The following is a 26,872-nucleotide window of genomic DNA, read 5'->3' as shown; positions in this document are numbered from 1 at the left end:
TGCACAAGCGACCACATTGACCGCGTCAGAACCTAGTGGTCGATCACTTCACCGCGCATCGGTGCCAGCCGCGCAATCAGGCGGTTTTGCACAGGCACCGGAATGCCTTGATCATCCATCGCCGCGATCAGGTCTTCCACCAGGGCATTAAAATCGCTGCGACTGACATTCTGGCCCTTGTGGCTCTCGGCCATGGTATCCCCGGTGTACACGCAAGGTCCGCCCGCCTCGACGCAGAACTGCTCCACCAGCTTGTCGCGCAGACGCTGGATATCGATCTTGCGGAAGCGCTCGGCGATTCTTCGATCCCGGGCAATGTGGATCAGCGTGCCTTCGACGATGCGGGTAATCCCGGCGCGCTCGCCGAGGTCGCGATAGAGGCTGTCATCCTTGGGCGGCTGCTGGGCACAACCGGCCAGCAGGACAATCATCGCCAGCAGTTTCAAGGCACGCATCAGAAACTCCCCTGCACGGACAGGTAAGGGCCGTTCTGGTTGTCCAGGGTGGCGATTTCACCCAGCCGGGCATAGGCCAGCACCAATGACACATGCTTGCTGGGAAAGTAGCCGACAAACAGGTCGGCCCAGTCGCTTTCCCCCGCGAACGACAGGTTGTCCGGTTTCTGCCGGTATTCCACGCCCATGGCCCAGCGCGGATTGAACAGCACCGCCACCGAACCTTCCTTGAGCACGCTACGGGTGTCGCGACGGTCGCCGCCAAAGCCCATCAACCCCAGTTCGTTGGCCCGGCTGTAGCGCACACCGCCGTTGACCAGCACGTTGTAGCCAAAGGCCGCGCCCATGAACAGGCGGCTGGCGGTCAGGTAGCCTTCGACATCCTGGTCACGCTTGGCGCCCACCAGTTCGGGAATGTCGAAGTTGGTCTGGTGCTTGTACTCCAGGCCCAGGGATACCTGCGGCAACTGGTCGTAGATCAGATCACCGAACAGGCGCACCTTGAGGCCGATGATGTCCTGTCCCAGATGATCCTCGGGCAGGTCGAGCTTGTGCACCAGCGACCCCAGGTCGAAACGCTGGCGGGCGAAGGACACTTCCACGCGGTTGTCATAGGACGCCGCGACCCCGGCCACATCCAGCCGATAGTCCGGGACATTGACCGTGGTGGCGAACGCCGTGGCGCTCCATTCGTTCTGCTCGCCGTAGCCGGTCAGGACCGCCCACGGTGTGATGCCACCACCCGCCGCGCCTTCCAGGCTGCTGGCGCCGCCGGTGGCGATCAGACGGCCGTTATCGGCCAGGGCGGCGCCCGCACCGAGACAGGCAAGACTCAACAGGCACAATGCAGGAAAACGACGTTTCATATCACTCAATGAACCATGACGGACGGTGAACTCAAAGGTAGGGCAACCCAGGCCTCGAAGGCCGTCGCGGTCAGCGGACGGCTGATCAGGTAACCCTGGGCGGTGTCGCACTGCCAACGCTCCAGCAGGCGCAGGCTGTGGGCGTACTCGACGCCTTCGGCGACCACCTTCAGCCCGAGGTTGTGGCTCATCTCGATGGTCGAGCGGACGATCACCGCGTCCTCGCTGGTTTCATCCAGGTTGCGCACGAAGGACTGGTCGATCTTCAGTTCCTGTACCGGCAGGCGTTTCAAGTGCGCCAGTGACGAGTAACCGGTGCCGAAGTCATCCACCGACAGGCTGATGCCGCACTCGCGCAAGCGGTGCAGGACCTTGAGCGCCTGCTCCGGCTCGCGCATCACCGCGCTTTCGGTGATCTCGAAGATCAGTTGTTCGGCCGGCAGGCGGTAGATCTTGAGCAACGCCGATACACGGTCGGCCAGGTCGCCGCTGAGCAGGTCGTCCGCGGAAATGTTCAACGACAGCTGCAAGCGCAAGCCACGCAGGTTCCACTCGGCGAGTTGGCGCATGCCCTCTTCGATCACCCAGCGGGTCAGCACCTGGATGCTGCCGGTGCGTTCGGCCAGCACGATGAACTCCGCCGGCGAGACCATGCCGAACTGCGGATGCTGCCAGCGCAACAAGGCTTCGGCCTGGCGCACGCGGCCCTGGCGAATATCCAGCTTGGGCTGGTAATGCAGCAGCAGTTCGCCGTTGGCCGCGGCATGGCGCAGGTCGCGGATCAGGGTGATCTGGCGGCGGTGGGCCAGGTCGCGCCCGTGTTGGTAGATCTGCAGGCGTCCGGGCATCTGCTCGGCGTCTTTCATGGCGATGGCGGCGCGCCCGAGCAGTTCTTCCGGAGCCTGGCCGTCGGCAGGAAATGCGGCGATGCCCATCCGGCAATCCAGGGCCATATCGTGACCGGCTACCCGCTGGGGCTTGAGCAGCAGTTGCTGGATCTGGTCGGCGGTGGCCACCGCGCCGTCGCTGCCGACATTCTGCAGCAGCAACAGGAACTCACCGGCGATCAGGTGGGCAACGGTATCGCCGGGGCGCAAGGCCGCTTGCAGGCGCTGGCTGACGTTCTGCAGCATCAGGTCGACGGCACCGGGTCCGCCGCTATCGTCGACCGAGCGCAGGTTGTCGATCTCCAGGTAGACCAGGGCCACGGGACGACCGGCAGCTATCGCACTGCCCAGGCGTTCCATCGCCAGCGCCCGGTTGGGCAGGCCGGTCAGGCGGTCATGCAGGGCGTTGTGCGCCAACTCCTGCTCGCGCTCGGCAATCTCGCTCTGCATGGAATTGAAGGCCGTCGCCAGCAGACCCAGTTCGTCACTGCGTTGCAACGCCAGCGGCGTCTGGTAGTCGCCCTGGCCGATCCGCTCGGCCGCCTGCGCCAGCGAGCGCACCGGCTGCGACACACTGCGGGCGAGCAACAGCGCCCCGGCCAGCGAGGCCAGCAGCGAGATCAACGCGATCAGGAGGATTTTCTGATCCAGCGGGGCGAAGGCCTGCATGGCCGCATCCAGCGGACTTTGCAGCAGAGCGATGACCTGTCTGTCGCTGCTCGCGGTACTGCTGGCGAGCATCAGCGACTGGCTCAGGAAGCTCTGGTTGAGATGCTCGGTCATCTGCAACTGGCGCCCCTGGGAGGCCTCGAGCATCAACCGGACAATGCTCGACGCCAGGGAGCCCGGCTGGGTGCTGACCAGTTCCCCGGGCTGCTGGTGATCGACGGTGAGGAACGACACTTCGAGGTTGGTCAGCGAGCGCAGTTCCGAGGCGAAGGCGTTGTCCATGGAGAAGCCCATCACCACCCGGGCGATCGGCAACGGCGCCAGCACGGGGGCTTCCACCAGCAGGTGCGGCTTGCCCTGCAACGGCACGATCAAGGTCGCCTGCTTGTTGCGGCGCGCCTCGCGCAGGGCCTGGTCATAACGGAACGGCGTACCGTCGGGCTGGTCCGCCAGGGTACTGGCGAGGACCTTGCCGTCCATGCTCAGCAGGATCATGTCGCTGGCGTTGATGCGCTTGCCGTGGTTGATCAGCACCGAGCGGATGGTCGCCGAATCGCCGCTGGACACCGCGTCGCGAAAGCCGAAGTCGGCCGCCAGCAGTTGCACGCCGTCGCCCAGGCGCCGGCTCTGCACATCCAGCAGGCGTTCGAAGACCCGCGCGCCCACGTCCAATTGCTCGCGTGCCTGGCTGCGCACCGCGTCGTTGGTGGCCACCTTGACGCTGAAGTACAGCGCGCCGACGACCACCAGCAACAGCAGGATCAGGACACAGGCGACCCGTGCCTGGAAACTACTGCGCAGTTTCACTGAGAGCTTTATTGAAGGCATCGCCAAAGGCACTCGGAGCTGGCGCCGACGGAGCATCCGGCGACAGTGGTTGGATCGTCAGGCTCAAGCGCTGCTTCAGGCCCGTGGCCGGCACTTCGATTTCGCCTCCCGGTTGCGGCTGCATATCCGTCACCTGAGGGTGCCAGAGCGTCACGCGGTAACGGCCGGCCGGCAGCTTGTCGAAGGCGATCCGGCCCTTCTCATCGCTGACCGCGAACCAGGGCTCATCGGTGACATAGACATAACCAAGCATCCAGTCATGGATGTTGCAGCCCAGCACGACGATCCCCGGTTTGTCGAACAGCACCGGGTCCGACGGCGTGCCTTCATAGAGGCGCAGCTCGAAGCGCTTGGGCTGCGAGAACGAATAGACCTGGTGGCGGATGTTGTCGCTGTTGGGAAACCTGATCTGGGTGCCGGTGTGCACCGCCAGGACATGGGGTGCGAACTGCTTGTCGCGCTGGTCCATGTCGGCCTTGAGGGGATAGGTGGCGGCGGTGGCGTTGCCCTGCAAGGTCACCACGGCGCCCACCAGGGGCTTGCCCTGCTGATCGACCATCTCGGCCTGGAAACCGGCGGCCTGGCTCAGGCCGCTCGACAGCAAACCGGCAACACATAGAAACAATCCAAGCAACGAGGTCGGGCGGGCCATGCAGCAACTACTCATGAGTTCGTAGGGTTAAGGATGGCCTGCCTTGGCAAAGGGTTCTGCGGTGCAGATTACCGGGCGCCGCGCAGAAGATCACGTAACAAATGCGGCCTTTGGCCACTATTTGAACCGACCCGACGAACGACCGTTACCCGGAAAAAAGTTCTACATTAAAAACAGACATGTACAAGTCTCTCCCTCGACTATCGGCCGGATTGAACAAAGCTATAGCCCCAGGCCATTGAAACCACCGTGGGCTCGCCCCATCTAACTTGCATACTCAACTGTGCAGGTGCCCCATGAGCAACCAGCAAGAATTCCCCGATCATCCGACCCAACAGGCCGACGCCGAGCGCACCGAAGGCAGCTCCGACACCCATGCGAGCGTCGGTACCGGCCTGGCCCTGCCGGGACAGAACCTGCCGGACAAGGTCTATATCATCCCGATCCACAACCGTCCGTTCTTCCCGGCGCAGGTCCTGCCGGTCATCGTCAACGAAGAACCCTGGGCCGAAACCCTGGAACTGGTGAGCAAGTCCGAGCATCACTCCCTGGCCCTGTTCTTCGTCGATACGCCGACCGAAGACACCCGCCATTTCGACACCAAGAGCCTGCCGGAGTACGGCACCCTGGTGAAGGTCCACCATGCCAGCCGCGATGGCGGCAAATTGCAGTTCGTCGCCCAGGGCCTGACCCGCGTGCGTATCCGCACCTGGCTCAAGCACCACCGTCCGCCGTACCTGGTGGAAGTCGAATACCCGCATCAGCCGAGCGAGCCGACCGACGAGGTCAAGGCCTACGGCATGGCGCTGATCAATGCGATCAAGGAACTGCTGCCGCTCAATCCGCTGTACAGCGAAGAACTGAAGAACTACCTCAACCGCTTCAGCCCCAACGACCCGTCGCCGCTGACCGACTTCGCCGCCGCCCTGACTTCCGCCACCGGTAACGAGTTGCAGGAAGTGCTCGATTGCGTGCCGATGCTCAAGCGCATGGAGAAAGTCCTGCCGATGCTGCGCAAGGAAGTCGAGGTCGCGCGCCTGCAGAAGGAAATCTCCGCCGAGGTGAACCGCAAGATCGGCGAGCACCAGCGTGAGTTCTTCCTCAAGGAACAGCTCAAGGTCATCCAGCAGGAGCTGGGCCTGACCAAGGACGACCGCAGCGCCGATATCGAACAGTTCGAGCAGCGCTTGCAGGGCAAGGTCCTGCCGTCCCAGGCGCAGAAGCGCATCACCGAGGAAATGGCCAAGCTGTCGATCCTCGAGACCGGCTCGCCGGAATACGCCGTCACCCGCAACTACCTGGAATGGGCGACGTCCGTGCCCTGGGGCGTGTACGGCGAAGACAAGCTCGACCTCAAGCATGCGCGCAAGATTCTCGACCAGCACCATGCCGGCCTGGATGACATCAAGTCGCGGATTCTCGAATTCCTCGCGGTCGGCGCCTACAAGGGCGAGATCAGCGGTTCCATCGTGTTGCTGGTGGGGCCGCCGGGCGTGGGCAAGACCAGCGTTGGCAAATCCATCGCCGAATCCCTCGGCCGACCGTTCTACCGTTTCAGCGTCGGCGGCATGCGCGACGAGGCCGAGATCAAGGGCCATCGCCGCACCTATATCGGTGCCCAGCCGGGCAAGCTGGTGCAGGCGCTGAAGGACGTCGAAGTGATGAACCCGGTGATCATGCTCGACGAGATCGACAAGATGGGCCAGAGCTTCCAGGGCGACCCGGCCTCGGCGCTGCTGGAAACCCTCGATCCGGAACAGAACGTCGACTTCCTCGACCATTACCTGGACCTGCGCCTGGACCTGTCGAAAGTGCTGTTCGTCTGCACCGCCAACACCCTGGACTCGATTCCCGGCCCGTTGCTGGACCGCATGGAAGTGATTCGCCTGTCGGGCTATATCACCGAGGAAAAACTGGCGATCGCCAAGCGCCACCTGTGGCCCAAGCAGCTGGAAAAGGCCGGCGTGGCGAAAAGCAGCCTGTCCATCAGCGATAGCGCCCTGCGCGCGGTGATCGACGGTTATGCCCGCGAAGCCGGCGTGCGCCAACTGGAAAAACAGCTGGGCAAGCTGGTGCGCAAGTCGGTGGTCAAGCTGTTGGATGCGCCGGACAGCACGATCAAGATCGGCAACAAGGACCTCGAAGCGTCCCTCGGCATGCCGGTGTTCCGCAACGAGCAGGTACTGAGCGGCACCGGTGTGATCACCGGCCTGGCCTGGACCAGCATGGGTGGCGCGACCCTGCCGATCGAAGCGACGCGGATCCATACCCTCAATCGCGGCTTCAAGCTGACCGGGCAGTTGGGCGAGGTGATGAAGGAGTCGGCGGAGATCGCCTACAGCTACGTCAGTTCCAACCTCAAGCAGTTCGGGGGTGATCCGCGGTTCTTCGACGAGGCCTTTGTCCACCTGCACGTGCCGGAAGGCGCCACGCCGAAGGATGGCCCGAGTGCCGGGGTGACCATGGCCAGCGCCCTGCTGTCCCTGGCCCGCAACCAGCCGCCGAAGAAGGGCGTGGCCATGACCGGCGAACTGACCCTGACCGGGCACGTACTGCCGATTGGCGGCGTGCGCGAGAAGGTGATCGCGGCGCGGCGGCAGAAGATTCACGAACTGATCCTGCCGGAACCGAACCGGGGCAATTTCGAGGAGTTGCCGGACTACCTGAAGGAAGGCATCACCGTGCACTTCGCCAAGCGTTTCGCCGATGTGGCGAAGGTATTGTTCTGAGGGCGGCAAAGCGGACGCAGAGCGTCCAGTGAGGCATTCCCACGCAGAGCGTGGGAACGATCAGGTATCGGTGCGAAACTTGGAGCCGATGATCGCTCCCATGCTCCGCGTGGGCGCGCAGCCCGTGACGCTCCGCGTCACAAATCGGGAGCGGACGCAGAGCGTCCAGTGAGATATTCCCACGCAGAGCGTGGGAACGATCAGATGCCCGAGGCAATGGCAGCGGGCGAATCTTGGGTTATGCTCCGTCACCGCTGTAATGATTGGAGACACTATGACCCCGATTCGCCTGATGCTTGCGTCAAGCCTTGTGCTACTGACCGCCTGCGCGCAGCAACCCCGCCAGAACGTCACGGTGGAAAACCAGCGTGAATGCCCGATGCAGCTCAAGACCGGGCAGAACATGATCCTCAGCCTGCCGAGCAATCCCACCACCGGTTATCGCTGGGCCATCCAGGACTCCGCCGGTGGCGTGCTGAAAAGCCTGGGACCGGAGGTCTATCGCAATCCGCAGAACAGTGATGTGATCGGCGCCGCCGGGCAATCGACCTGGCGCTTCCAGGCCTTCGCCGCCGGCACCGGGCGTCTGCGCCTGACCTATCAGCAGCCCTGGGAACCGGAAGTCCCGCCCGTGCAAAGCTTCGACTGCCCGATCGTGGTGAACTGACATGCCCTGGCTGATTCTCGCCCTGATGGGCGCGGGAACCTTTCTCTACGGCCTGAGCACCCACGCAACCCTGCTGTGCCTGTTGGTCAAACCCCTTCCGGTACTGGCACTGCTGGGCTGGCTGCATGATGCCCAGCCAACCGATTACCGGCGCTGGATCAGCCTGGGACTGATTTTTTCCCTGGTGGGGGATGTGCTGCTGGCGTGGCCCGGCGATCTCTTCATTTTCGGCCTCGGCGCTTTCCTGTGCGCTCACCTGAGCTACCTGAAAGCCTATTTCAGCGATTGCCGCCGCCCGGCGCTTGTCGCCCTGGTGCTGGCCCTGATAGCCGGTGCAAGCTTGTTGAGCATCCTGATCGCCCATGGCCTGGGCCCATTGCTGGTGCCGGTGGTGATCTATGCCCTGGTGATCAGTGCCATGCTGTGGCGGGCCCTGGCCCGCTTGGGCAGCGAGGTGCCCAGACGCTCGGCGCTGCTGGCGGCGGCGGGCGCAGTATCGTTTGTGTTTTCCGATACGCTGATCGGAATCAACCGGTTCGTGGTGGCATTCGAAGCCGCGCCCTACTTGCTGATCATCACTTACTGGCTGGGCCAGTGGGGAATCACGGCCTCGGCTTTCTCAGTCGCGTCCCGACGTGCGACAGTACATTTGCCATGAACGCCGAAAGTAGCCGCGTCTTAAAGTAGCCGCGTCTTATAGTCGATACCGCGAGCCCTATATCGAGAAAACGTCTAGGAACCTGTCATTTCTGACAGTAGATCGCCCTTGTCCACGACTCATATGCTTGAGCTCATCCTGCAGACGATTGGGTATGCAGGCGACAGAGGGACTGGATCATGAACACCTACAAGGCAACCACTGGCACCTTCACCGCGACGGTTAACGGTGTTGCAAACTTCAACGCAGACCTGCTCTATCTGACACTGCACCACACCATCGAGATAAGCGGCATACAGGAAAGCGAGAACAGCCCCGTACGAACCATTCTGATCGGCTTGCTGCCTGACGTCCAAAACGGCACCTATACCTTTAATGTCGACCCTGAACTCACGCGGCTGGGCGCCATCGCCTCGGCATCGGGCTGGTATGTCACCGATAGCGGCACGGTGACCGTCAATTTTGATCGTGATGCCGATCACTACAGGGGCCAGGTCGAGATTCTGGCATACGAACTGGTGAGCGGCGACGAACTCCGGGTCAAGGGTGATTTCGACCTTCACGGTATCACCCTGGTACGCAGGCATCGGCACTAGTCAGGCAGGGCATCGACCACTTGTGGTTTGACGTGGAAGTGGTCGATTCAAGGTGACGACGTCCACGGCAGCGCTTTATCCGACAAACCGCGCATCCCGGCGCCAACTTGGCTAAAATGCCGACCCTTTTTCCCGATCGTCGCCGGAACCGCCGTGAGCAAAGAACCCGACCGCCTTTTCGCCCAACCCCTGGCCCAGGTGCCGGACTTCGCCTTCAACGAAGACGTGGTGCGGGTGTTCCCGGACATGATCAAGCGTTCGGTGCCCGGCTACCCGACCATTGTCGAAAACCTCGGTGTGCTCGCCGCGCAGTTCGCCCAGCCGGGCAGCGTGCTCTATGACCTGGGCAGCTCCCTCGGCGCGGTGACCCAGGCCCTGCGCCGGCACGTGCGCACCGACGGCTGCCGGGTGATCGCCGTGGACAACTCCAGCGCCATGGTCGAACGCTGCCGCGAGTACCTCAACGGCCAGGATTCGATGTTCCAGGAGCTGCTGCCGGTGGACGTGGTCGAAGGCGATATCCTCGCCCTGGACTTCAAGCCCGCCTCGGTGGTGGCGCTGAATTTCACCCTGCAATTCATCGCCCCCGAGCAACGTCTTGCCCTGCTCGGCCGGATCCGCCAGGCCCTGCTGCCCGGCGGTGCGCTGATCCTGTCGGAAAAACTGCGCTTCAATGATGCCCAGGAGCATGCGCTGCTCACCGACCTGCATATCGCCTTCAAGCGCGCCAACGGCTACAGCGAACTGGAAATCGCCCAGAAACGCAGTGCCATCGAAAACGTCATGAAGCCCGACAGCCTCGAAGAACACCGCGAACGCCTGCTGGCGGCGGGTTTCTCGAAAGTCGTGCCGTGGTTCCAGTGTCTTAACTTTGCCTCGTTGATTGCCCTGCCATGATTGATCTGTCGCCCCTCGCCCGCCGCCTGGCGCATACCCCGCTGGCCGACTGGGCCAACGGCCTGCAGGCCCGACTCGATACCCGGATGGAGAAAGGCCATGGCGACCTGGAACGCTGGCAGAGTGCGCTCGACGCCTTGCCGAAGATCCAGCCGAGCCACGTCGACCTGCTCAACGGGCTGACCCTCGACAGCGACTGCGACGACGCCACCCGCGCGCAGATGCGCACCGCCCTGATGGGCCTGAGCCCATGGCGCAAGGGCCCGTTCGACCTGTTCGGCGTGCATGTCGACACCGAATGGCGTTCGGACTGGAAATGGTCGCGGGTCGCCCCGCACCTGGACCTCAAGGGCAAGCGCATCCTCGATGTCGGCTGCGGCAACGGCTACTACATGTGGCGCATGCTCGGCGCCGGTGCCGACACGGTGATCGGGGTCGACCCGAACTGGCTGTTCTTCTGTCAGTTCCAGGCGGTCCAGCGCTACCTGTCGCAGCCCGCGGCGTGGCACCTGCCATTCCCCTTCGAGGACTTGCCGGCCAACCTGGAAGGTTTCGACACGGTGTTTTCCATGGGCGTGTTCTACCATCGGCGCTCGCCCATCGAACACCTGCTGGCGCTCAAGGACTGCCTGGTCAAGGGCGGCGAACTGGTGCTGGAAACCCTGGTAGTGGAAGGCGACGCGAACCAGGTACTGGTGCCGGAGGATCGTTATGCACAGATGCGCAATGTCTGGTTCCTGCCCTCGGTGCCGGCGCTGGAGCGCTGGTTGCGGCGTGCCGGATTCAGCGACGTGCGTTGCGTGGATGTGAGCGTGACCACGGTACAGGAGCAGCGCGGCACCGAGTGGATGAAGTACCAGTCACTGAGCGACTTCCTCGACCCCGAAGATCACGGCAAGACCATCGAAGGGCTGCCGGCGCCGATGCGCGCGGTGATCGTCGCCCGTAAATAGACGAAACCGCACAGCGTCTGGCAAGCCCGGCTCCTGCAAGGGACCTTGCATAGTCAGGGTTTGCCGCGGCGGGCCTTGAAGAACTCGCTGAGGATCGCCCCGCACTCTGGCGCCAATACCCCGCCTTCGAACAGCACCCGGTGATTGAGAAAATCCTGGGTGAAGAACTGCCCCTGGCTCTGCACGATTCCCGCCTTGGGCTCCAGCGCGCCATAGACCACCCGGGCGATGCGCGAATGCACGATCAGCCCGGCGCACATGCTGCACGGCTCCAGGGTCACGTAGAGGGTGCTGCCCGGCAGCCGGTAGTTGCTCGCCGCCTGGGCCGCCGCCCGGATGGCGACCATCTCGGCATGGGCGCTGGGATCGCTGCCACTGATCGGGCAGTTGAAGCCGCGCCCGATGATCTCGCCGTCCTGGACCAGCACCGCGCCCACCGGCACCTCACCCAGCGCCGCGCCCTCGGCCGCCAGCAGCAGGGCCTCGCGCATGAAATCCTGGTCACGGCTGCGATCGATGATCGCGGCGGGGCGAATCTGGCGCATCACGCCACCTCGATGGCGGCCATCAGGCCGGTTTCCATGTGATCGATCACATGGCAATGGAACATCCACACCCCCGGATTATCCGCCACCAGGGCCACCCGCGCGCGCTCGTTCTTGCCCAGCAGGTAGGTATCGGTGAAGTACGGGGTGATCGTCTTGCGATTCGAGGCAATGACCTTGAAGCTCATGCCGTGCAAGTGGATCGGATGCTGATACTGGGTCATGTTCTTCAATTCGAAAATGTAGCTCTTGCCCTTCTCCAGCTTGGCGATGGGCCGGTCGGCGCAGGTCTTGTCCGTGATGTCCCAGGCCTTGCCGTTGATCTGCCAGAGGCTTGGCGGGCGGCCATTATCGACATTCACCGAGACCGAGCCAACCCATTCGAAATTGAAGTTGAGCTTCTCGGCATTCGCCAGGTCCGGTTCGGCGATCGGGTTGGCCGGCAGCGCCGCCGGCCACTCGGTCGGGGCGTCGGCGTTGGCCACCGAACGGAAGGTGCCGAGCCGCACCGGGCCATTGCGCAGGGACAGTTCCTCGCCCGCCGCCGGGGCCTTGATCGCCAGGCAGATGCGCATGCCCGGCCCAAGCCAGTATTCCTTGCCCAGGGGCCGTGGGGCCACGGGGTTGCCGTCCAGGGCATAGATCTGCGCTTCGGCGCCCGGGATATTGATGCGGTAGGTCAGGGTGTTATCGAGGTTGAGCAGGCGCACGCGGGTGATCTGCCCGGCCGGCAGGTCGACCACGGCCTGCGGCGTGCCATTGATGGTCGCCAGTCGTCCGGCCGTGCCGCCCCGCGCCGCTTCCCGGGGGATGCTGAAGGGCACGAACGCGCCTTCTTCATCGACATGCCAGCTTTTCAGGCTGAGGGTGCGCTCGTAGCGAAAACCGGTGGGCTCGCGCTCCTCGACGATCAACGGACCGACCAGCCCGCGACCCAGTTCCTCGCTGCTGTTGACGTGGGGGTGGTACCAGTAGCTGCCGGCATCCGGCACGCGGAACTTGTAGTCGAAATACTCGCCCGGCAATACCGGCAGTTGCGACACGTAGGGCACCCCGTCCATTTCCAGCGGCAGGCGGATGCCGTGCCAGTGAATGGTGGTGGCGACCGGCAGGTGGTTGATGAACCGCACCCGCAGCCACTCGCCCTGACGGACCCGCAGCTCGGTGCCCGGTGCCGAGGGACCGAAGGCCCAGGCCGGGGTCTGGTGCCCGGCCACCAGCTCGACATCCAGCGGCGCGGCGATCAATTCGTAGTCATGACCGGCCTCGGCGTCGGCCCTCTTCCCCAGCCAGTACCGCGATGCACCGCCGGCGCCCACACCTACCACTGCCAGACCGACCAGGCCACCGAGTATTTGCCGACGGGAAAAAGACATGAACCCAACCACCTCACCGAATCAACCGCGGGCCCGGAGCCCACAAAAGGCGAATACGATACACCCGCAGTTGAGAAACAGTAAGGGCGGGGTGGCGATGGGCCGCAGCCGTGTTGGGTCAGTGAGGCCCTGTTCGCTGGCAAGCCAGCTCCCACAGGTATCCAGTCATCAACAAACCTGGAGTACCACGCGAACCTTGTGGGAGCCGGCTTGCCGGCGAAGACGTCAGTCCAGCCCCACCAGTAAATGCACCACGCCACCGGGCAATGTCATCACTCCAGGCACGCCGGCCGCCCGCAGGGCCTGTTGATCGAGGCGGGTCGCATCCTGCAACTCGACCCGCAACCGTGTCAGCGCCACCCGCTGCCGGGACTTGAGATTGGCTGCTCCACCCAGGGCCGCCAGGATCGGCGCGGCCAGTTCCTCCAGCGGAGCCGCCGCACTGGCGAGCGTCGACCGGTCTTCCACCAGATCCGGGGTCAGGGCCTTCCAGAACGCCCGCTTCAATGTATCGAACATGCTCAGTTCTCCAGGACCGGCGCGGCCGCCGTTGCTTGTTGATGAAGGCGCAGCAGCTCGCGGACCTGTTCCGCGCTTTCCTGGCCGAGAATCCGTTGTGCCAGGACCTGGCACTCATCCAGGTTGACCTCGCGTATCGCCGCCTTGATCGACGGGATCAACGGCACGCTGACCGACAACTCATCCACCCCCAGCCCCAGCAGGGCCGGCACCGCCAGCGCCTCGGAGGCCAGCGCGCCGCAAACCCCGACCCACTTGCCATGGGCATGGGCGGCCTTGACGGTGGTGGCGATCAGGCGCAGCACCGCCGGATGCAGGCTGTCGGCCTGGCTCGCCAGCTGCGGATGATCACGGTCCATCGCCAGGGTGTACTGCGTCAGGTCGTTGGTGCCGACGGAGAAGAAATCCACTTCCGGGGCAAACAGGTCGGCCATCAGGGCCGCCGAGGGCACCTCGATCATGATCCCCAGTTTCGGCAGTTCGCCCAGCCCCAATGCACGCGCTTCCTCGACCAGGAACTGCCGGGCCTGACGCAATTCGGACAACTGGGTGATCATCGGCAGCATGATGTGCAGCCGGGTCTGCCCGGCGCAGGCGAGGATCGCCCGCAATTGCTGGCGCAGCAGTTCGGGACGCTGCAGGCACAGGCGAATGCCGCGCATGCCGAGGAACGGGTTGGCCTCGCTGTCCATCGGCACATAGGCCAGCGGTTTGTCACCGCCGACATCGAGGGTGCGCACCACCAGGTTGCGTTCCGGCCCCAGCGCCCGGGCGATCGCCGAATAGGTCGCGCCCTGTTCCTCGATACTCGGCGCACTGCTGCGATCGAGATAGAGAAACTCCGAGCGCAGCAAACCGACGCCTTCACCGCCCAGGGTCAGCGACTGCTCCACTTCTTCCAGGGAAGCGACGTTGGCCGTCACCTCGACATGATGGCCATCGCGGGTACGCGCGACCTGGTGCGATTGCTCGGTTTCGCGCTGGCGACGCTGGCGCTGTTGCTGGCGCTTGACCAGCAACTGCTGGACGTCCGCCTCCTCGGGCTTGAGGTGCAGTTGCCCAAGGTCGGCATCCAGCAGCACCTGGGTACCGCTGGCAATGTTCAGCACCTGCGCCGGCAACCCGCACAACGCCGGCAGGCCAAAGGCCCGGGCGAGTATCGCGACATGGCTGGTGGCCCCACCGCCGACCGTGGCGAAACCCAGCACCTTGCGGGTATCGAGCCCGGCGGTCTGCGAGGGTGTCAGCTGGTCGGCGATCAGGATCGCATCGTCCGGCAACTCCGCCGCCTGTTCCTGGACACCCAGGATCAAGCGAAGCACACGCTGGCCGACATCCATCAGGTCCAGGGCCCGCTCGGCGAGCAGTTCGCTGCCGAGGCGCTTGAACAGGGCCGCAGTCTCTTCGGTGGCCGCACGCCAGGCGAAGGCCGCGCTCTTGCCCTGGACCACCAGCAACTGGGCCTGTTCCAGCAGGCTCGGGTCTTCCAGCAACTCCTGGTGGGCCCGGAAAATCTGCGCCTGGGCGCTGCCGACCGCATTGTCCTGCAAGGTCTGCAGGGCCAGGGTCGCCTCCGTCAAGGCGCGTTCGAGGGTGGCTCGCTCGTGAGCCTCGCCGGCACCGGCTTCCTGGATATTCAGGACCTGCTCGGAGACCTGCACCACCTTGCCGAAGGCCGAGCCCGGTGAAGCGCAGACGCCCCGCAACAGGGTCGCGGACGACGCCTCGGGAGCCTCGAAGGTTTCCCCGGTGGTTTCGGCCGCGGTGGTTTCGCCACAGCCTTCGGTGATCAGCGCAGTCAGTGCATCGAGGGCAGCCTGGGCATCCTCGCCGACGGCACTGACCTGCAGTACATCGCCCTGGACAGTCTGCAAGGCCATGATCGCCACCAGCGACTTGGCATTGGCGCTGTCCTGGCGTTTGTGCAGATGGATGCTGGCGGCAAAACCTTTCGCCGCCTGGGCCAGCACCGCCGCCGGCCGGGCATGCAGGCCATTGGCATTGGGCAGGCTCAGGGGCCGGGAGAACAACGCCTCGCCCTCTTCTTCCACGGCCTCGACGCTGCTCGTCTGCGCCGGGCTCAAGCTCAGCAGCGGCTGGCCACTTTCGACCAGGCCGTCGTCGGGCACCAGCAGGGTAAAGGGCTCGCCGCTGACCACCAGCACCAGGGTCAGCAGGCTGCGGGCATGCAGCGCCAGATAGTCCGCATCGAACTCGATCAGTACCTGCCCGGCCTGCACCTGCTCGCCTTCGCGAACCCGCGCGGTGAAGCCCTTGCCCGCCAGGTTCACGGTATCCAGGCCGATATGCATCAGCACCTGCACGCCACGCTCATCGGTGATGCTGATGGCATGCCCGCTGTCCTGGACATTGCTGATCACCCCGGCCAGCGGTGCACAGAGCACGCTGGAGGTCGGATCGATGCACAGGCCATCACCGATCAGGCGACTGGAAAACACCGGATCGGGGACCCGCTCCAGCGGCATCAGCAGCCCTGACAGCGGCGCCAGCAGTTCCAGGGAAGGGGTTGCGGTCATGACATCACCTTTTATCGTTGTTCTTTGAAACGCCGGCAGAGCAACTGCCCCGCCAGCATGGACTTATTTCCACCAGTACTCGACCTGCACGCCAAAGTTGGCGCCATTGAGCGCGTTGCCGAAAGCGCCGGTATCCGACAGCGCGGAGCCCGCCGCCAACTCGTTGGCCGCCCGCTGCGCCGCCTTGTTCCAGCTGGCGTAGGTGTAGTACAGACGGACCTCGGGACGCGCCCAGAAATCCGGGCCCTTGGGCGACCAGGTCGGCGCGAAGGTAAACTTGCTGAGCTTGCGGGTACCGCCCGGTGCCTCGACCTGATCGTGGCCCAGTTCGGTGACCAGCTTGAATTGTTCGGTGATGGCGTAGGAAGGACGCACGCCGAGGGACATCCAGGTCTGATCCTGGCCATCGGGACGAATATCCTTCTGATAGATCGCCTCGACCTGCCCGCCAAAACGCGGCGTCACCTGCCAGTCGAAGAACTCCACGGCACGGTAGCTCTTGTTGCTGGTATCCAGGTGCGGATCGCCGGTGTAGCCCAGGCCGGTGCCCGGCCCCTCGCCGTATTGCAGGGCGAACTTGTTCTTACCGCCGAGGAAGTTCTTCTGCACATGCTGCGCGGTGATCGCCCAGCCCTGGTGGGTATCGCGGCGCTGGGGCGCATCGATGTAGCTGAAGCCGAATTCCAGCTCGCCATCGGTATTGGTCTTGAAGCCGGCGACGTTGAAGTCATGGCGATTGATATAGTCCTTCTGGTACAGGTTGTCCTTGCGCGAAAAGGCATAGCTGTACTTCAGGTCGCCGATCAGCACATCCTCGATACCACCGCCGGTGGCGCTCTGGTTCCAGTAGTAGAAGTCGGAGATGTGGATATCGTTTCGCTTGTAGTAACGACGCCCCGCCCACAGGGAACCACCATTGAGCGAGGGCATGTTCGACCATTGCGCATACATCTGCGGCATGCGCGCCGAACCGTGGTCATCGCCCTGGAAACGCAGGTCGCGATCGTACTTGTTATAGAGCGATGCCATGGCATCGACACTGAATACCGAGCCATCGTCGAGGGTCAGCAGATCCTGGCGCAGCTCCAGCTCCGCGTATTGCTCACACTCGTTGCCGAGGCGGTATTTGGCCTGCGCCCCCGGTAACTGGAAACAGCTTTGCGAACTGCTGTTGACCGAGCTCCCCAAGCCGCTGCGCAAGTACCCGGCGAACTCCAGGGCCTGGGCCGAGAACGGCAGGCCCAGACAGACGCAGGACACCACAAGGTTTCGATTTATTATTGTTTTCATGAACCACCCCATTATTTTTATTGTGATCAATGCTCGATTGTCGGGCGCAGCCTCCCCGCGCACGATGTGATGCGAACTGCGTTGTACGAACGATATTTCCTATTTTTCTGACAGATGCAGCGCAAAAGACTCATAGGGCCGCAGGAACAATTCGCGACCGCGCGCAGGACAATCCTGATAGTTGCTGATCACCAGGCGCTGCTCCTGCCCCTGGCTGAAGACCCCTTCCGGCAGTTGAACCTCACAGCTGTCGGCATAGAAGTTGTTGACGATCAGCAGGCGCTCGCCCTGCCCTTCGCGCACATAGGCCCAGACCCGCGGGTGCTCGGGCAGCAACTGGCGATAGACCCCTTCGACCATCAGCGCTTCGGTACGGCGCAAGGCCACCAGGCTGCGGTAGTGGTGCAGGACCGAATCCGGGTCGTCGAGTTGTTGTTCGACGTTAATCTGCGCCGCATTCGCCGGCACGCCGATCCATGGCTGCACCGAACTGAAACCGGCGTTCGGGCCGGCGCTCCACTGCATCGGCGTACGGCCGTTGTCGCGGGACTTCTGCATGATCGCTGCCATGCTCTGCGCTTCGGACTCGCCGGCTTCACGCTTGATGCGATAGATATTCAGGGTCTCGACATCGCGGTACTGATCGATGTGGTCGAACCCGGGATCGGTCATGCCCAGTTCTTCACCCTGGTAGATGTAGGGCGTGCCCTGGAGAAAGTGCAGCGCGGTGGCGAGCATCTTCGCCGAGACCGTGCGGTACTCGCCGTCATCGCCAAAGCGCGAGACCACCCGCGGCTGATCGTGGTTACACCAGAACAGGGCATTCCAGCCGCCGCCGGCCTGCATGCCGACCTGCCAGTCGGACAGGATGCGCTTGAGCTGGAGGAAGTCGAAGTCGGCGTGCACCCACTTTTCCATGTTCGGGTAATCGACCTTCAGGTGATGGAAGTTGAAGGTCATCGACAACTCGTCCGACTCCGGACGCGAATAACGGATGCAATGCTCCAGGCTGGTGGAGGACATTTCGCCGACATTGATCAGGTCATGGCCGGCAAACACTTCCCGGTGCATTTCCTGCAGGTATTCATGGACGTTCGGGCCATCGGTGTAGAAACGCCGACCGTCCGTGGCGTCCTCGGGAAAGTCCGCCGGCTTGGAGATCAGGTTGATCACGTCGAGGCGGAAACCGCCGACGCCCTTGTCGCGCCAGAAGCGCATCATCTTGAAGACTTCCTGGCGCACCTTGGGGTTGTCCCAGTTGAGGTCGGCCTGGGTGTGGTCGAACAGATGCAGGAAATACTGGCCGGTTTGCGCCTCGTACTCCCAGGCATTGCCGCCGAACTTGGACTGCCAGTTGTTCGGCTGGTCGCGCCAGATGTAGAAATCGCGGTACGGGTTGTCCAGGCTGCTGCGGGCCTGCTGGAACCAGGCGTGCTCGATGGATGTGTGGTTGACCACGATATCGAGCATCAGCTTGATGCCGCGCTTGCCGGCCTCGGCGATCAGCAACTCGCAATCGGCCATGGTCCCGTAGCTCGGGTCGATGGCGTAGTAGTCGCTGATGTCGTAGCCGTTGTCACGCTGTGGCGAACGCAGGAACGGGGTGATCCACAGGCAGTCGACGCCCAGCCACTTCAGGTAGTCGAGCTTGTCGACCACCCCCAGCAGATCGCCGGTGGCCTGGCCTGCATGGCTATGAAAGCTCTTCGGGTAGATCTGGTAGATCACCGAACGTTGCCAGTCTTGCATGGGGAATTCCCTTATCTTCAGAGCGTGTAATCAGTAGGGTTCGGAGCGGGCCGGCACGATCAGGCGACGCGATAGCCAGGGCGGACGATCTTCATGCTCAACCCGCAGGTGAGGACGAAGGGCACGACAATCGCGACCACCATGCCGACGACGAACATCGGGATGAACTGTGGAATGATCGAGATGAAACCCGGCAGGCCGCCGACGCCGATGGCCGAGGCCAGCACCTTGTTCAGCGAAAGGAACACGCTGGCGAGCGCCGAACCGATCAGCGCGGCGTAGAACGGGAACTTGTAGCGCAGGTTGACGCCGAACATCGCCGGTTCCGTGATGCCGAAGTAGGCGGAGATCGCCGAGGTCGAGGCCATGCTGCGGTCGCGGGCATTGCGGCTCATGTAGAACACCGCGAGGGCAGCGCTGCCCTGGGCCAGGTTGGACATGACGATCATCGGCCAGATGAAGGTGCCGCCGTGGCCCGAGATCAGTTGCAGGTCAACCGCGAGGAACATGTGGTGCATGCCGGTGATAACCAGCGGCGCATAGAGCAGGCCGAAGATCGCGCCGCCGAGTGCCGGGGCCACATCGAACAGCCAGACCACGCCTTCGGTGATCAGGATGCCCAGGTGACGGGTGACCGGGCCGATGATCGCCAGGGCCAGGACACCGGTGACGACGATGGTGGTGATCGGTACCACGAGCAGTTGAATGGCATTCGGCACCCGCGCCCGCAGCCATTTCTCGATCACGCTCATGACATAGGCGGCCATCAGGATCGGCAGGATCTGCCCCTGGTAACCGACTTTCTCGATGCGGAACCAACCGAAGATATCGAAGTACGGCAGGCTCTGGCCGTCCAGGCCGGCGACCGCCTTGCCATAGTTCCAGGCGTTGAGCAGGTCCGGGTGGACCAGCATCAGGCCGAGGACGATACCGAGGATCTCGCTGCCGCCAAAGCGCTTGGCCGCCGACCAGCCGACCAGGGCCGGCAGGAACACGAAGGAGGTGTTGGCCATCAGGTTGATCAGGCTCCACAGGCCGTCCAGCGACGGGTAGGCCTCGAGCAGCGTCTTGCCATCGATGAACATGCCCTTGGCGCCCATGAGGTTGTTCACCCCCATCAGCAGGCCGGCAATGATCAGCGCCGGCAGGATCGGCATGAACACATCGGAGAACACCCGCACCAGGCGTTGCATGGCGTTGGTCTTGTCCGCGCCCTTCTGCTTGACGTCGGCAATGGTCGATACCGCCAGGCCCGTGAGCTCGCGCAAGGCGGCGTAGACCTTTTCCACTTCGCCCGGACCGATGACGACCTGGAACAGGCCACCGGTAAAGAACGAACCCTTGACCAGGTCGATGCCGGACAAGGTGGCCTTGTCGACTTTACTAGGGTCCTTGAGCGCCAGCCGCAGGCGGGTGACACAGTGAGCGGCCTGCTCGAGGTTTTCAGCACCACCGAGGCTCTGCAGCAGCTCGCGGGCGATATTCGGATAGTCGTGGCTCATGCTTTTTCTTCCGCTGTTTCTTGTTATTGGAAATGGTTGGCAGCACACAGAAACAAAAAATACTCGTCTGTACGAGTTAAAGCAACAACTCGTCTGTACGAGTTGAGCGTTTCTTGGTAAATGATCCGACAAATGGACAAACCCTCGACCTGCCCTTAAGGTTCCATGCCTTGGGACACCACGCCCGCTACGCTATTAGTCGGCGACTTCCGATCCAGAGCGAACACCATGAGCAAATACAACCAGATCTACAGCGATCTGCTTGCCAGCATCACCACCGAGCAGTTGGAGAAAGGCGCCCGGCTGCCTTCGGAAACCGAACTGATGGACAGCTACCAGGCCAGTCGCGGCACGGTGCGCAAGGCCATCGAGCAATTGCAGGAACGCGGGTTTGCCCAGAAGATCCATGGCAAGGGCACCTTCGTGCTGTCACGCAGCCCGATCGAATTCCAGCTCGGCGGCATCGTCAGCTTCCAGGAAGCCCATTCGAGCATGGGCAGCACTATCGGCACCGAAGTGGTGGAGTTCAGCGAAATCCCGCTGGCCGGCGCCCTCCAGGAGCGCCTGCAGGCCGAGCCCGGCAGCCTGGTGATCCGCATCAAGCGGGTGCGACGCATTGATGGCAAGCGGATCATCCTCGACATCAACCATTTCGTCGCCGACCTGATTCCCGGCCTGACCCGGGACATTGCCGAGCACTCGATCTACGCCTATATCGAGCAGACCCTGCAACTGAGCATCAGTTTCGCCCAGCGCACCATCGAAGCGGCGCGCTGCAGCAAGGACGACCAGCAGCACCTCGACCTGGACGGCGCCAGCCACGTGATCGTGGTGAAGAACCAGACCTTCCTCCAGGACGGCCGGCAATTCGAATACACCGAGTCGCGGCATACCCTGGACAAGTTCTACTTCTCCGACGTCGCCCGACGCTGATACGAACCGGGCAGCCAGGTCCTGACGGTGTGGTGGCCCTGTTGGGCCCTTCAGGGCAGCGGACAGAGAACTCACACCTTGGAAAGATCGCTCGTCCACTGCGCCAGGAAGTCCGTGATCTTTTCCTCGACGCGACTCGCGATGGTTGGCAATCGCAGCAACGGTATACCGCTCTTGCTCAAAATGCTGTTTTTCAACTCGTCCCGTGCAGCCTGGAGTACCGTGTCGTGGTAACCGCCATCGACCTCGATGACACCTAACGGTGTTTTTCCCACTTTGAAATAGAGCACAAAGTCGCAGCTGGCACGATTCGCCATGAAAAGCCGCTCTGCGGGCGTTAGTGCCTGGTTATCCAATGAAACCAGCTGATTCAGGCGAATCTGGGAGTGGAATGTCATTGCCCGACAGGACTCCCGAGATAAAGCTTCACGCAGTAGTTGCGCCACGATCTGCTCGGATTTGTATCGTGAATCGTTTGGCCGCAGCCGGGAGTTGAGCTTCTCAAGCGATTGATCGTATTCCTTGTAGAGCAGATCAAAAGCCGAAATGAGAAGGGATCGGTGAATCTGTTGCTCCCCGGCGTAATACTCCATGTAGCGCACCAGGGCAGCGATATGACCGTTACCTCCGAATACATCGTCACCGGTCACCAGGGTGAAACGGTTCCTGGCTCTCGATACCGCCACATTGACCAGATGAGGATCATCCACGAAAGCAAGGCTTCTCTGGCTGAACTGTTTCTTGTCCAGCACGGTGGAGAAGACGATTTCATCGCACTCACGCCCCTGAAACTTGTGCACGGTGTTTTTTACGAAATCCGCCGGCAGATGCGTCTCTGAAAGAGAAACCTGTGCCCTGTAAGGTGCAATGAATCCCCTGCTGCTTTCAGCGTCCCACTCACTTTCGCCATCCCACTTCAGCATCTCGAGCACTGACTCCATCTCTCTGAAATTGGCATTTCTTCGCGTGTGATTGCCCTTACCGGTGACGAGCAACTGCAATGGTTTCTCACCCGAGTCGCGGGTCATTGGAATCAGTTGGTTGTCGTAGAACTGCTGGTTGCAGAACTGGATGATCCTGGGATGGCAGCGATAATGTTCCTTGAGCAGTGTCATTGGAACCGTGTCGCTGAAAACACTGACGCACGAATCAAGCAGGCTGTATTTTTCGCAATCATAGGCATCGACGGGCGCGGCGATGCCCAGTTTCGCTGGGATGTGCGGCAGTTGCTTGCGGTCCCCAACGACGATGAGATTTCTGGCGCAACCCAACGCCAGTATTCCCGGCACGATATCCTGCTGTGAGGCCTCGTCGATGATGACATAGTCGAGAAGCGCCCCACGACCGATCGAGTTGATGATGGAATGCGTACTGCTACCCAGGATCGGGTAGCGTTTCAGGAATTTATCGAATTTTTTCCGATAGTTTTCCATGTCAAATGCTTCGTGGGCAGTGGCATGCTGCTGGAGATGTTGTTTCAGATGTGCCATCGAAGCGCAGGTCAACTCGTCCAGCAACGCCTTGAACTTACCGCGCTCCAATACTTCCCGGCAGCTCGCCAATTCAGACTTTTTATCCTGTAGTGCCTTCTCGTAGAAATGCAGTTGCAAGGAATAGATCAGGGACTGGCGCTTGTCCCAATTGTCAAAAGGCTTCATGCGCAGGATTCTGAAGTTGAGCAGCAGCTCGACCCTATCCCTGAGCCTGATACGACTCTCGGCAAGGTGGGCCATGTAAACCATCAGCTCCACGCTCTGTTGCGCGGACAGCCTGTACTTTCCCAAGGGAACAGGGGCTGTCGTCATGTTCTCGCGTTGCCATTGCAACAGATACTGCTGCTCTATGGCCAACTCATCGACCTCACCCTGCAGCCGCGCCAGTTCGTTCTGAGCACGAAGAAACTGCTTCAAACCCTGCAAAGTGGCTTGAATATGCGGCATATCAGGGGCGGGGGCGCTGACTGCGGATGGTATAGCAGGGATATCACTGAAAAAAATCTTTCGATTCTCGGTACTCCCCAACTTGGCAACCAGGTACCCCAGTCCGACCTTGCCTAGTTTCTCATAGACGTTTTCCACCGCCGCATTGTTATTCGACAGAATCGCGACCGTTTTTCCGCGTAATAAAATATTGGCGATGATGTTCAATATCGTTTGGGTTTTCCCGGTGCCTGGAGGTCCTTCGACCAGACTGACTTGCGAACTGAAAGCTCGCTCCACCGCATCGAGTTGGCTCTCATTGACTCCGAAGGGGTAGATAAAATTGCCCTCAGATTGCTGCGGGCTGCTTTGTCCCGTGCAATAGGCATGCAGTACGGTGTCGCCATGAGGGAGCACCTGATTCAGCTGGCGTAACACGTTTTCGGCGATGGGTCTGTCCTGGGGCTTCGCCTGCCCCATGCGAATGTTGGCCACAGACACGAAATAGCGAAAAATAGCGTCGTCCTTGAGCGCAGTCTCCGGGACGAACGCAACATCATGTAGCTTGTTGACGTAGCTCTTCTGACTCCCCGGGTATTTAACGACGGCATACTTTTCTCCGTAGATATGCACGCTGTCCACAGGGTTGAACTCCGCCTGCTTTTTCTGCATGAGGAGTTTTCCCTGTATGGCCCTGGTAGGGAGAACACGACAATTGCTCAAGGGAAGACTGCGTTTCTCACCCGTGTGGAGATCGCAAGTCAGTATCAACTCTCCACCTTGATCACCCGGCCGTATCTTCCAGTCGCGGAACTTCCCAGTTTGATCTTCACCATCCATGTAGATAGAAATCATATAGCCTTATGCAGAATTGCTCCGAGGAAAGGGATATCACCATGGCGTCAGGATACACCCTGATAATTCCATTTTGATATCACTCAGATATCACGAGCAGCAATACCTTGCAAAGACTCACAGCACCAACGCCAACCACTCCGGGTTCACGGCAGCCAGCTTGCTGGTCGCTTTCGTGAGATTGATAACCTGGGCCGCCTGCGCGGTTTCGATGATCAGTGGATCAAGGTCATAACCGCGGCCGTCGAGCCAACCCAGTACTTCCGCCAGGTGCCAGACAGAGGCACTGCCTTCGTGGACGGCCAGCGGAAAGGACGCCGAATGATTGAGCATGAGTTTGCGCATGTTCTGCCGCGAAACGCCGACGATATCGGCGATATCTGAAAGGCCGACCATATCCGGCAGTACCTCGATGAGCCGAGCGTCAGGAATGGCGCGTTTGACGTCCTGCAAGGCGCTGAGCAGTGCCTGCCTGGCGCTCTCGGCATCCCTGCAGAATTTCAGCGCCAGCTTTCCAGGGATTCCCGAGCCAACGAGCGAGTCATCGCAACCGTTCTCCAGCAGAAGTTCGATCAAGACGTCTGGATCATTGTTTTGCTCCGAGAGCTGGTATCTCAGAGTGAATTCATATTCCTCCATACTTCTACTCCTTAAATATTTCGATCGGAGGCTCATCATCGATACGGTTCAGATCACAGTTATCAATAACCAACCGCAGCTCACGAACATGTCTGTAAACGTTACGCGGAGTGCTATACACGCTCGTCATGCAGAACTCGCCACATCGACACAACCCGCTGTTGAGCGGGCAGTACATTCTGCCCCAAGCATGCGAACCACCCACCTTGATTCGCCAGCCACACTCCTCGGCATAACGCAGTACATTTTCGATCTCCTTGATCGGGTGTCTTGCCCTGGCCATCCATTGCCCCCAGTCTCTCGCCACAGAAAAAAGTTGTCAATTGACAACCAAGCCTGTTTATCGAAAAAAAATGACTCGAGCGACGCTTCAACCCGGCGCTCATTTCTTGAGTGTAGGGAGACAGAAAACCCAGTTGGATCAATGTGTTTGCGGGATATTGCGCGGGTAGAAACGCCGAATTTCCTTACCGCCTGAAACGAAAAAGGCGGTCATACCGAGGTATGACCGCCCTTGCTTTCAACGCTTGAGGCCTATATCACTCGGGGATCATTCCCACTCGATGGTTGCCGGCGGCTTGCTCGACACGTCGTAGGTGACGCGGGAGATGCCTTCGATCTCGTTGATGATCCGGCCGCTGACGGTTTCCAGCAGTTCGTACGGCAGGTGTGCCCAACGGGCGGTCATGAAGTCGATGGTTTCCACCGCGCGCAGGGCCACGACCCAGGCGTAACGACGACCGTCACCGACCACACCCACCGATTTCACCGGCTGGAACACCACGAAAGCCTGGCTGACCTTGTGGTACCAGTCGGCCTTGCGCAGTTCTTCGATGAAGATATGGTCGGCGCGACGCAGCAGGTCAGCGTATTCCTTCTTCACTTCACCCAGGATCCGCACGCCCAGGCCCGGGCCCGGGAATGGGTGGCGATAGACCATGTCGTACGGCAGGCCGAGTTCCAGGCCGAGGCGACGGACCTCGTCCTTGAACAGCTCGCGCAGCGGCTCGACCAGCTTGAGGTTCATCTCTTCCGGCAGGCCACCGACGTTGTGGTGGGACTTGATCACGTGGGCCTTGCCGCTTTTTGCGCCAGCCGACTCGATCACGTCCGGGTAGATGGTGCCCTGGGCCAGGTACTTGATGTTGTCCAGCTTGCAGGATTCGGCATCGAACACGTCGATAAAGGTCCGGCCGATGATCTTGCGCTTCTTCTCCGGGTCGGACTCGCCGGCCAGGTTGTTCAGGAACTGTTCTTCGGCGTTGGCGCGGATCACCTTGACGCCCATGTTCTCGGCGAACATGGCCATCACTTGCTCGCCTTCGTGCAGGCGCAGCAGGCCGTTGTCGACGAAGACGCAGGTCAGCTGGTCGCCGATGGCCTTGTGCAGCAGGGCCGCAACCACCGAGGAGTCGACACCGCCAGACAGGCCCAGCAGGACGTTGTCGGTCCCCACCTGGGCACGCACCTGGGCGATGGCGTCTTCGGCGATCTTCGACGGGGTCCACAGCGCTTCACAGCCACAGATATCGAGGATGAAGCGCGACAGGATACGACCGCCCTGCTTGGTGTGGGTCACTTCCGGGTGGAACTGCACGCCGTAGTAACGCAGGTCGTCGTTGAACATGCCGGCAATCGGGCAGCTCGGGGTGCTGGCCAGGATGTGAAAGTCTTCCGGCATGCGGGTGACCTTGTCACCGTGGCTCATCCAGACGTCGAGACCGAACAGGCCGTCGGCGTCGACGTGGTCTTCGATGCCGTCCAGCAGGCGGCTCTTGCCGACCACATCGACACGGGCATAACCGAATTCACGCAGCTCGGAACCTTCGACCTTGCCGCCCATCTGCTCGGCCATGGTCTGCATGCCGTAGCAGATACCGAAGACTGGCACGCCCAGGTCGAACACCGCCTGCGGGCAACGCGGGCTGTTGGCTTCGTGCACGGACTCGGGACCGCCGGCGAGGATGACGCCTTTGGGAGCGAATTCGCGAATCGCTTCGTCGTCCATGTCGAACGGATGCAGTTCGCAGTACACGCCGATTTCACGCACGCGGCGGGCGATCAGTTGGGTGTATTGGGAACCGAAGTCGAGGATCAGGATGCGGTGGGCGTGAATGTCGAGGGCCATGGGTCATTCTCGTCTGTGAAATC

The 26,872-nt window shown here is 61.7% G+C and carries 22 protein-coding genes; 7 read left to right on the top strand and 15 right to left on the bottom strand.

The window, feature by feature from the left end; all coding sequences use genetic code 11:
* Positions 1 to 32: 32 nt before the first annotated feature.
* Genes HX881_RS10595 through HX881_RS10580 form a run of 4 tightly spaced genes read right to left on the bottom strand, consistent with a single transcriptional unit; the run spans position 33 to position 4,357 of the window.
* Complete coding sequence (locus HX881_RS10595) at positions 33 to 455, bottom strand: group I truncated hemoglobin (protein WP_177084322.1); 423 nt, start codon at positions 453 to 455, stop codon at positions 33 to 35.
* Positions 455 to 1,321, bottom strand: coding sequence for a DUF3034 family protein (locus tag HX881_RS10590; RefSeq protein WP_017123901.1), 867 nt, complete (start codon positions 1,319 to 1,321; stop codon positions 455 to 457). Before HX881_RS10590 ends, HX881_RS10595 begins: the two co-directional genes overlap by 1 nt.
* Before the next feature lie 5 nt (positions 1,322 to 1,326).
* Positions 1,327 to 3,684 (bottom strand): EAL domain-containing protein, encoded by a 2,358-nt coding sequence (locus tag HX881_RS10585; protein ID WP_177084320.1) that lies wholly within the window; start codon positions 3,682 to 3,684, stop codon positions 1,327 to 1,329.
* Positions 3,668 to 4,357 carry a methylamine utilization protein gene (locus HX881_RS10580; protein WP_177084318.1) on the bottom strand — a complete coding sequence of 230 codons (690 nt, stop codon included), beginning with the start codon at positions 4,355 to 4,357 and terminating at the stop codon, positions 3,668 to 3,670. The genes HX881_RS10585 and HX881_RS10580 overlap by 17 nt, the downstream gene beginning before the upstream one ends.
* 296 nt (positions 4,358 to 4,653) lie before the next feature.
* Between HX881_RS10580 and lon the strand changes: the two genes are divergently transcribed.
* The 6 genes from lon (at position 4,654) to cmoB (ending at position 10,857) form a co-directional block, all read left to right on the top strand.
* A complete protein-coding gene (gene lon, locus HX881_RS10575) occupies positions 4,654 to 7,086 on the top strand; it encodes an endopeptidase La (protein WP_177084315.1) in 2,433 nt (810 codons plus the stop codon).
* Between the two features lie 274 nt (positions 7,087 to 7,360).
* The gene (locus HX881_RS10570) at positions 7,361 to 7,753 is read left to right on the top strand and encodes a protease inhibitor I42 family protein (protein ID WP_017123735.1); all 393 of its coding nucleotides are present in this window, start codon (positions 7,361 to 7,363) and stop codon (positions 7,751 to 7,753) included.
* Between the two features lies 1 nt (position 7,754).
* Entirely contained in the window at positions 7,755 to 8,411 is a 657-nt protein-coding gene (locus tag HX881_RS10565) for a lysoplasmalogenase (protein ID WP_017123734.1), read from the top strand.
* Positions 8,412 to 8,590: 179 nt separating this feature from the next.
* Positions 8,591 to 9,007 (top strand): hypothetical protein, encoded by a 417-nt coding sequence (locus HX881_RS10560; protein ID WP_177084313.1) that lies wholly within the window; start codon positions 8,591 to 8,593, stop codon positions 9,005 to 9,007.
* A 153-nt stretch (positions 9,008 to 9,160) separates the two neighbouring features.
* Positions 9,161 to 9,904, top strand: coding sequence for a carboxy-S-adenosyl-L-methionine synthase CmoA (gene cmoA, locus HX881_RS10555; RefSeq protein ID WP_017123732.1), 744 nt, complete (start codon positions 9,161 to 9,163; stop codon positions 9,902 to 9,904).
* Positions 9,901 to 10,857: a tRNA 5-methoxyuridine(34)/uridine 5-oxyacetic acid(34) synthase CmoB gene (gene cmoB, locus HX881_RS10550; protein WP_177084311.1), complete on the top strand. Its 957-nt coding sequence runs from the start codon at positions 9,901 to 9,903 to the stop codon at positions 10,855 to 10,857. The genes cmoA and cmoB overlap by 4 nt, the downstream gene beginning before the upstream one ends.
* 53 nt (positions 10,858 to 10,910) lie before the next feature.
* Here cmoB and tadA read toward each other — a convergent pair whose 3' ends face one another.
* The 7 genes from tadA to treP form a co-directional block, all read right to left on the bottom strand.
* On the bottom strand, positions 10,911 to 11,402 hold the full coding sequence (gene tadA, locus HX881_RS10545; RefSeq protein ID WP_177084309.1) for a tRNA adenosine(34) deaminase TadA: 492 nt from the start codon (positions 11,400 to 11,402) through the stop codon (positions 10,911 to 10,913).
* Positions 11,402 to 12,778, bottom strand: coding sequence for a multicopper oxidase family protein (locus HX881_RS10540; RefSeq protein WP_042934358.1), 1,377 nt, complete (start codon positions 12,776 to 12,778; stop codon positions 11,402 to 11,404). The genes tadA and HX881_RS10540 overlap by 1 nt, the downstream gene beginning before the upstream one ends.
* 225 nt (positions 12,779 to 13,003) lie before the next feature.
* Positions 13,004 to 13,297, bottom strand: coding sequence for a PTS sugar transporter subunit IIB (locus HX881_RS10535; RefSeq protein ID WP_017123728.1), 294 nt, complete (start codon positions 13,295 to 13,297; stop codon positions 13,004 to 13,006).
* A 2-nt stretch (positions 13,298 to 13,299) separates the two neighbouring features.
* A complete protein-coding gene (ptsP, locus tag HX881_RS10530; RefSeq protein WP_177084307.1) occupies positions 13,300 to 15,834 on the bottom strand; it encodes a phosphoenolpyruvate--protein phosphotransferase in 2,535 nt (844 codons plus the stop codon).
* Between the two features lie 63 nt (positions 15,835 to 15,897).
* On the bottom strand, positions 15,898 to 17,124 hold the full coding sequence (locus tag HX881_RS10525) for a maltoporin (RefSeq protein WP_177084306.1): 1,227 nt from the start codon (positions 17,122 to 17,124) through the stop codon (positions 15,898 to 15,900).
* 99 nt (positions 17,125 to 17,223) lie between these two features.
* Positions 17,224 to 18,873 (bottom strand): alpha,alpha-phosphotrehalase, encoded by a 1,650-nt coding sequence (treC, locus tag HX881_RS10520; protein ID WP_017123725.1) that lies wholly within the window; start codon positions 18,871 to 18,873, stop codon positions 17,224 to 17,226.
* A gap of 59 nt (positions 18,874 to 18,932) precedes the next feature.
* Positions 18,933 to 20,375, bottom strand: a complete 1,443-nt coding sequence (treP, locus tag HX881_RS10515; RefSeq protein WP_177084303.1) for a PTS system trehalose-specific EIIBC component — start codon at positions 20,373 to 20,375, stop codon at positions 18,933 to 18,935.
* A 228-nt stretch (positions 20,376 to 20,603) separates the two neighbouring features.
* Here treP and treR point away from each other — a divergent pair, with 228 nt between their 5' ends.
* Complete coding sequence (gene treR / locus HX881_RS10510) at positions 20,604 to 21,308, top strand: trehalose operon repressor (RefSeq protein WP_017123723.1); 705 nt, start codon at positions 20,604 to 20,606, stop codon at positions 21,306 to 21,308.
* Positions 21,309 to 21,379: 71 nt separating this feature from the next.
* On the opposite strand, the gene HX881_RS10505 is transcribed toward treR, so the two are convergent.
* The 4 genes from HX881_RS10505 to guaA form a co-directional block, all read right to left on the bottom strand.
* Entirely contained in the window at positions 21,380 to 24,082 is a 2,703-nt protein-coding gene (locus HX881_RS10505) for an AAA domain-containing protein (RefSeq protein ID WP_177084297.1), read from the bottom strand.
* A 117-nt stretch (positions 24,083 to 24,199) separates the two neighbouring features.
* Positions 24,200 to 24,721: a helix-turn-helix transcriptional regulator gene (locus tag HX881_RS10500; protein WP_177084295.1), complete on the bottom strand. Its 522-nt coding sequence runs from the start codon at positions 24,719 to 24,721 to the stop codon at positions 24,200 to 24,202.
* A gap of 4 nt (positions 24,722 to 24,725) precedes the next feature.
* On the bottom strand, positions 24,726 to 25,004 hold the full coding sequence (locus HX881_RS32750; RefSeq protein WP_246356484.1) for a hypothetical protein: 279 nt from the start codon (positions 25,002 to 25,004) through the stop codon (positions 24,726 to 24,728).
* Positions 25,005 to 25,271: 267 nt separating this feature from the next.
* Positions 25,272 to 26,849: a glutamine-hydrolyzing GMP synthase gene (gene guaA, locus HX881_RS10495; RefSeq protein WP_017123721.1), complete on the bottom strand. Its 1,578-nt coding sequence runs from the start codon at positions 26,847 to 26,849 to the stop codon at positions 25,272 to 25,274.
* Between the last annotated feature and the right edge of the window lie 23 nt (positions 26,850 to 26,872).

The sequence above is a fragment of the Pseudomonas gingeri genome (assembly GCF_013386115.1).
Taxonomy (GTDB): Bacteria; Pseudomonadota; Gammaproteobacteria; order Pseudomonadales; family Pseudomonadaceae; genus Aquipseudomonas; species Aquipseudomonas gingeri.
The sequence above is the reverse complement of the archived record's forward strand: the minus strand, read 5'-3'. Positions and strand labels throughout refer to the sequence as shown.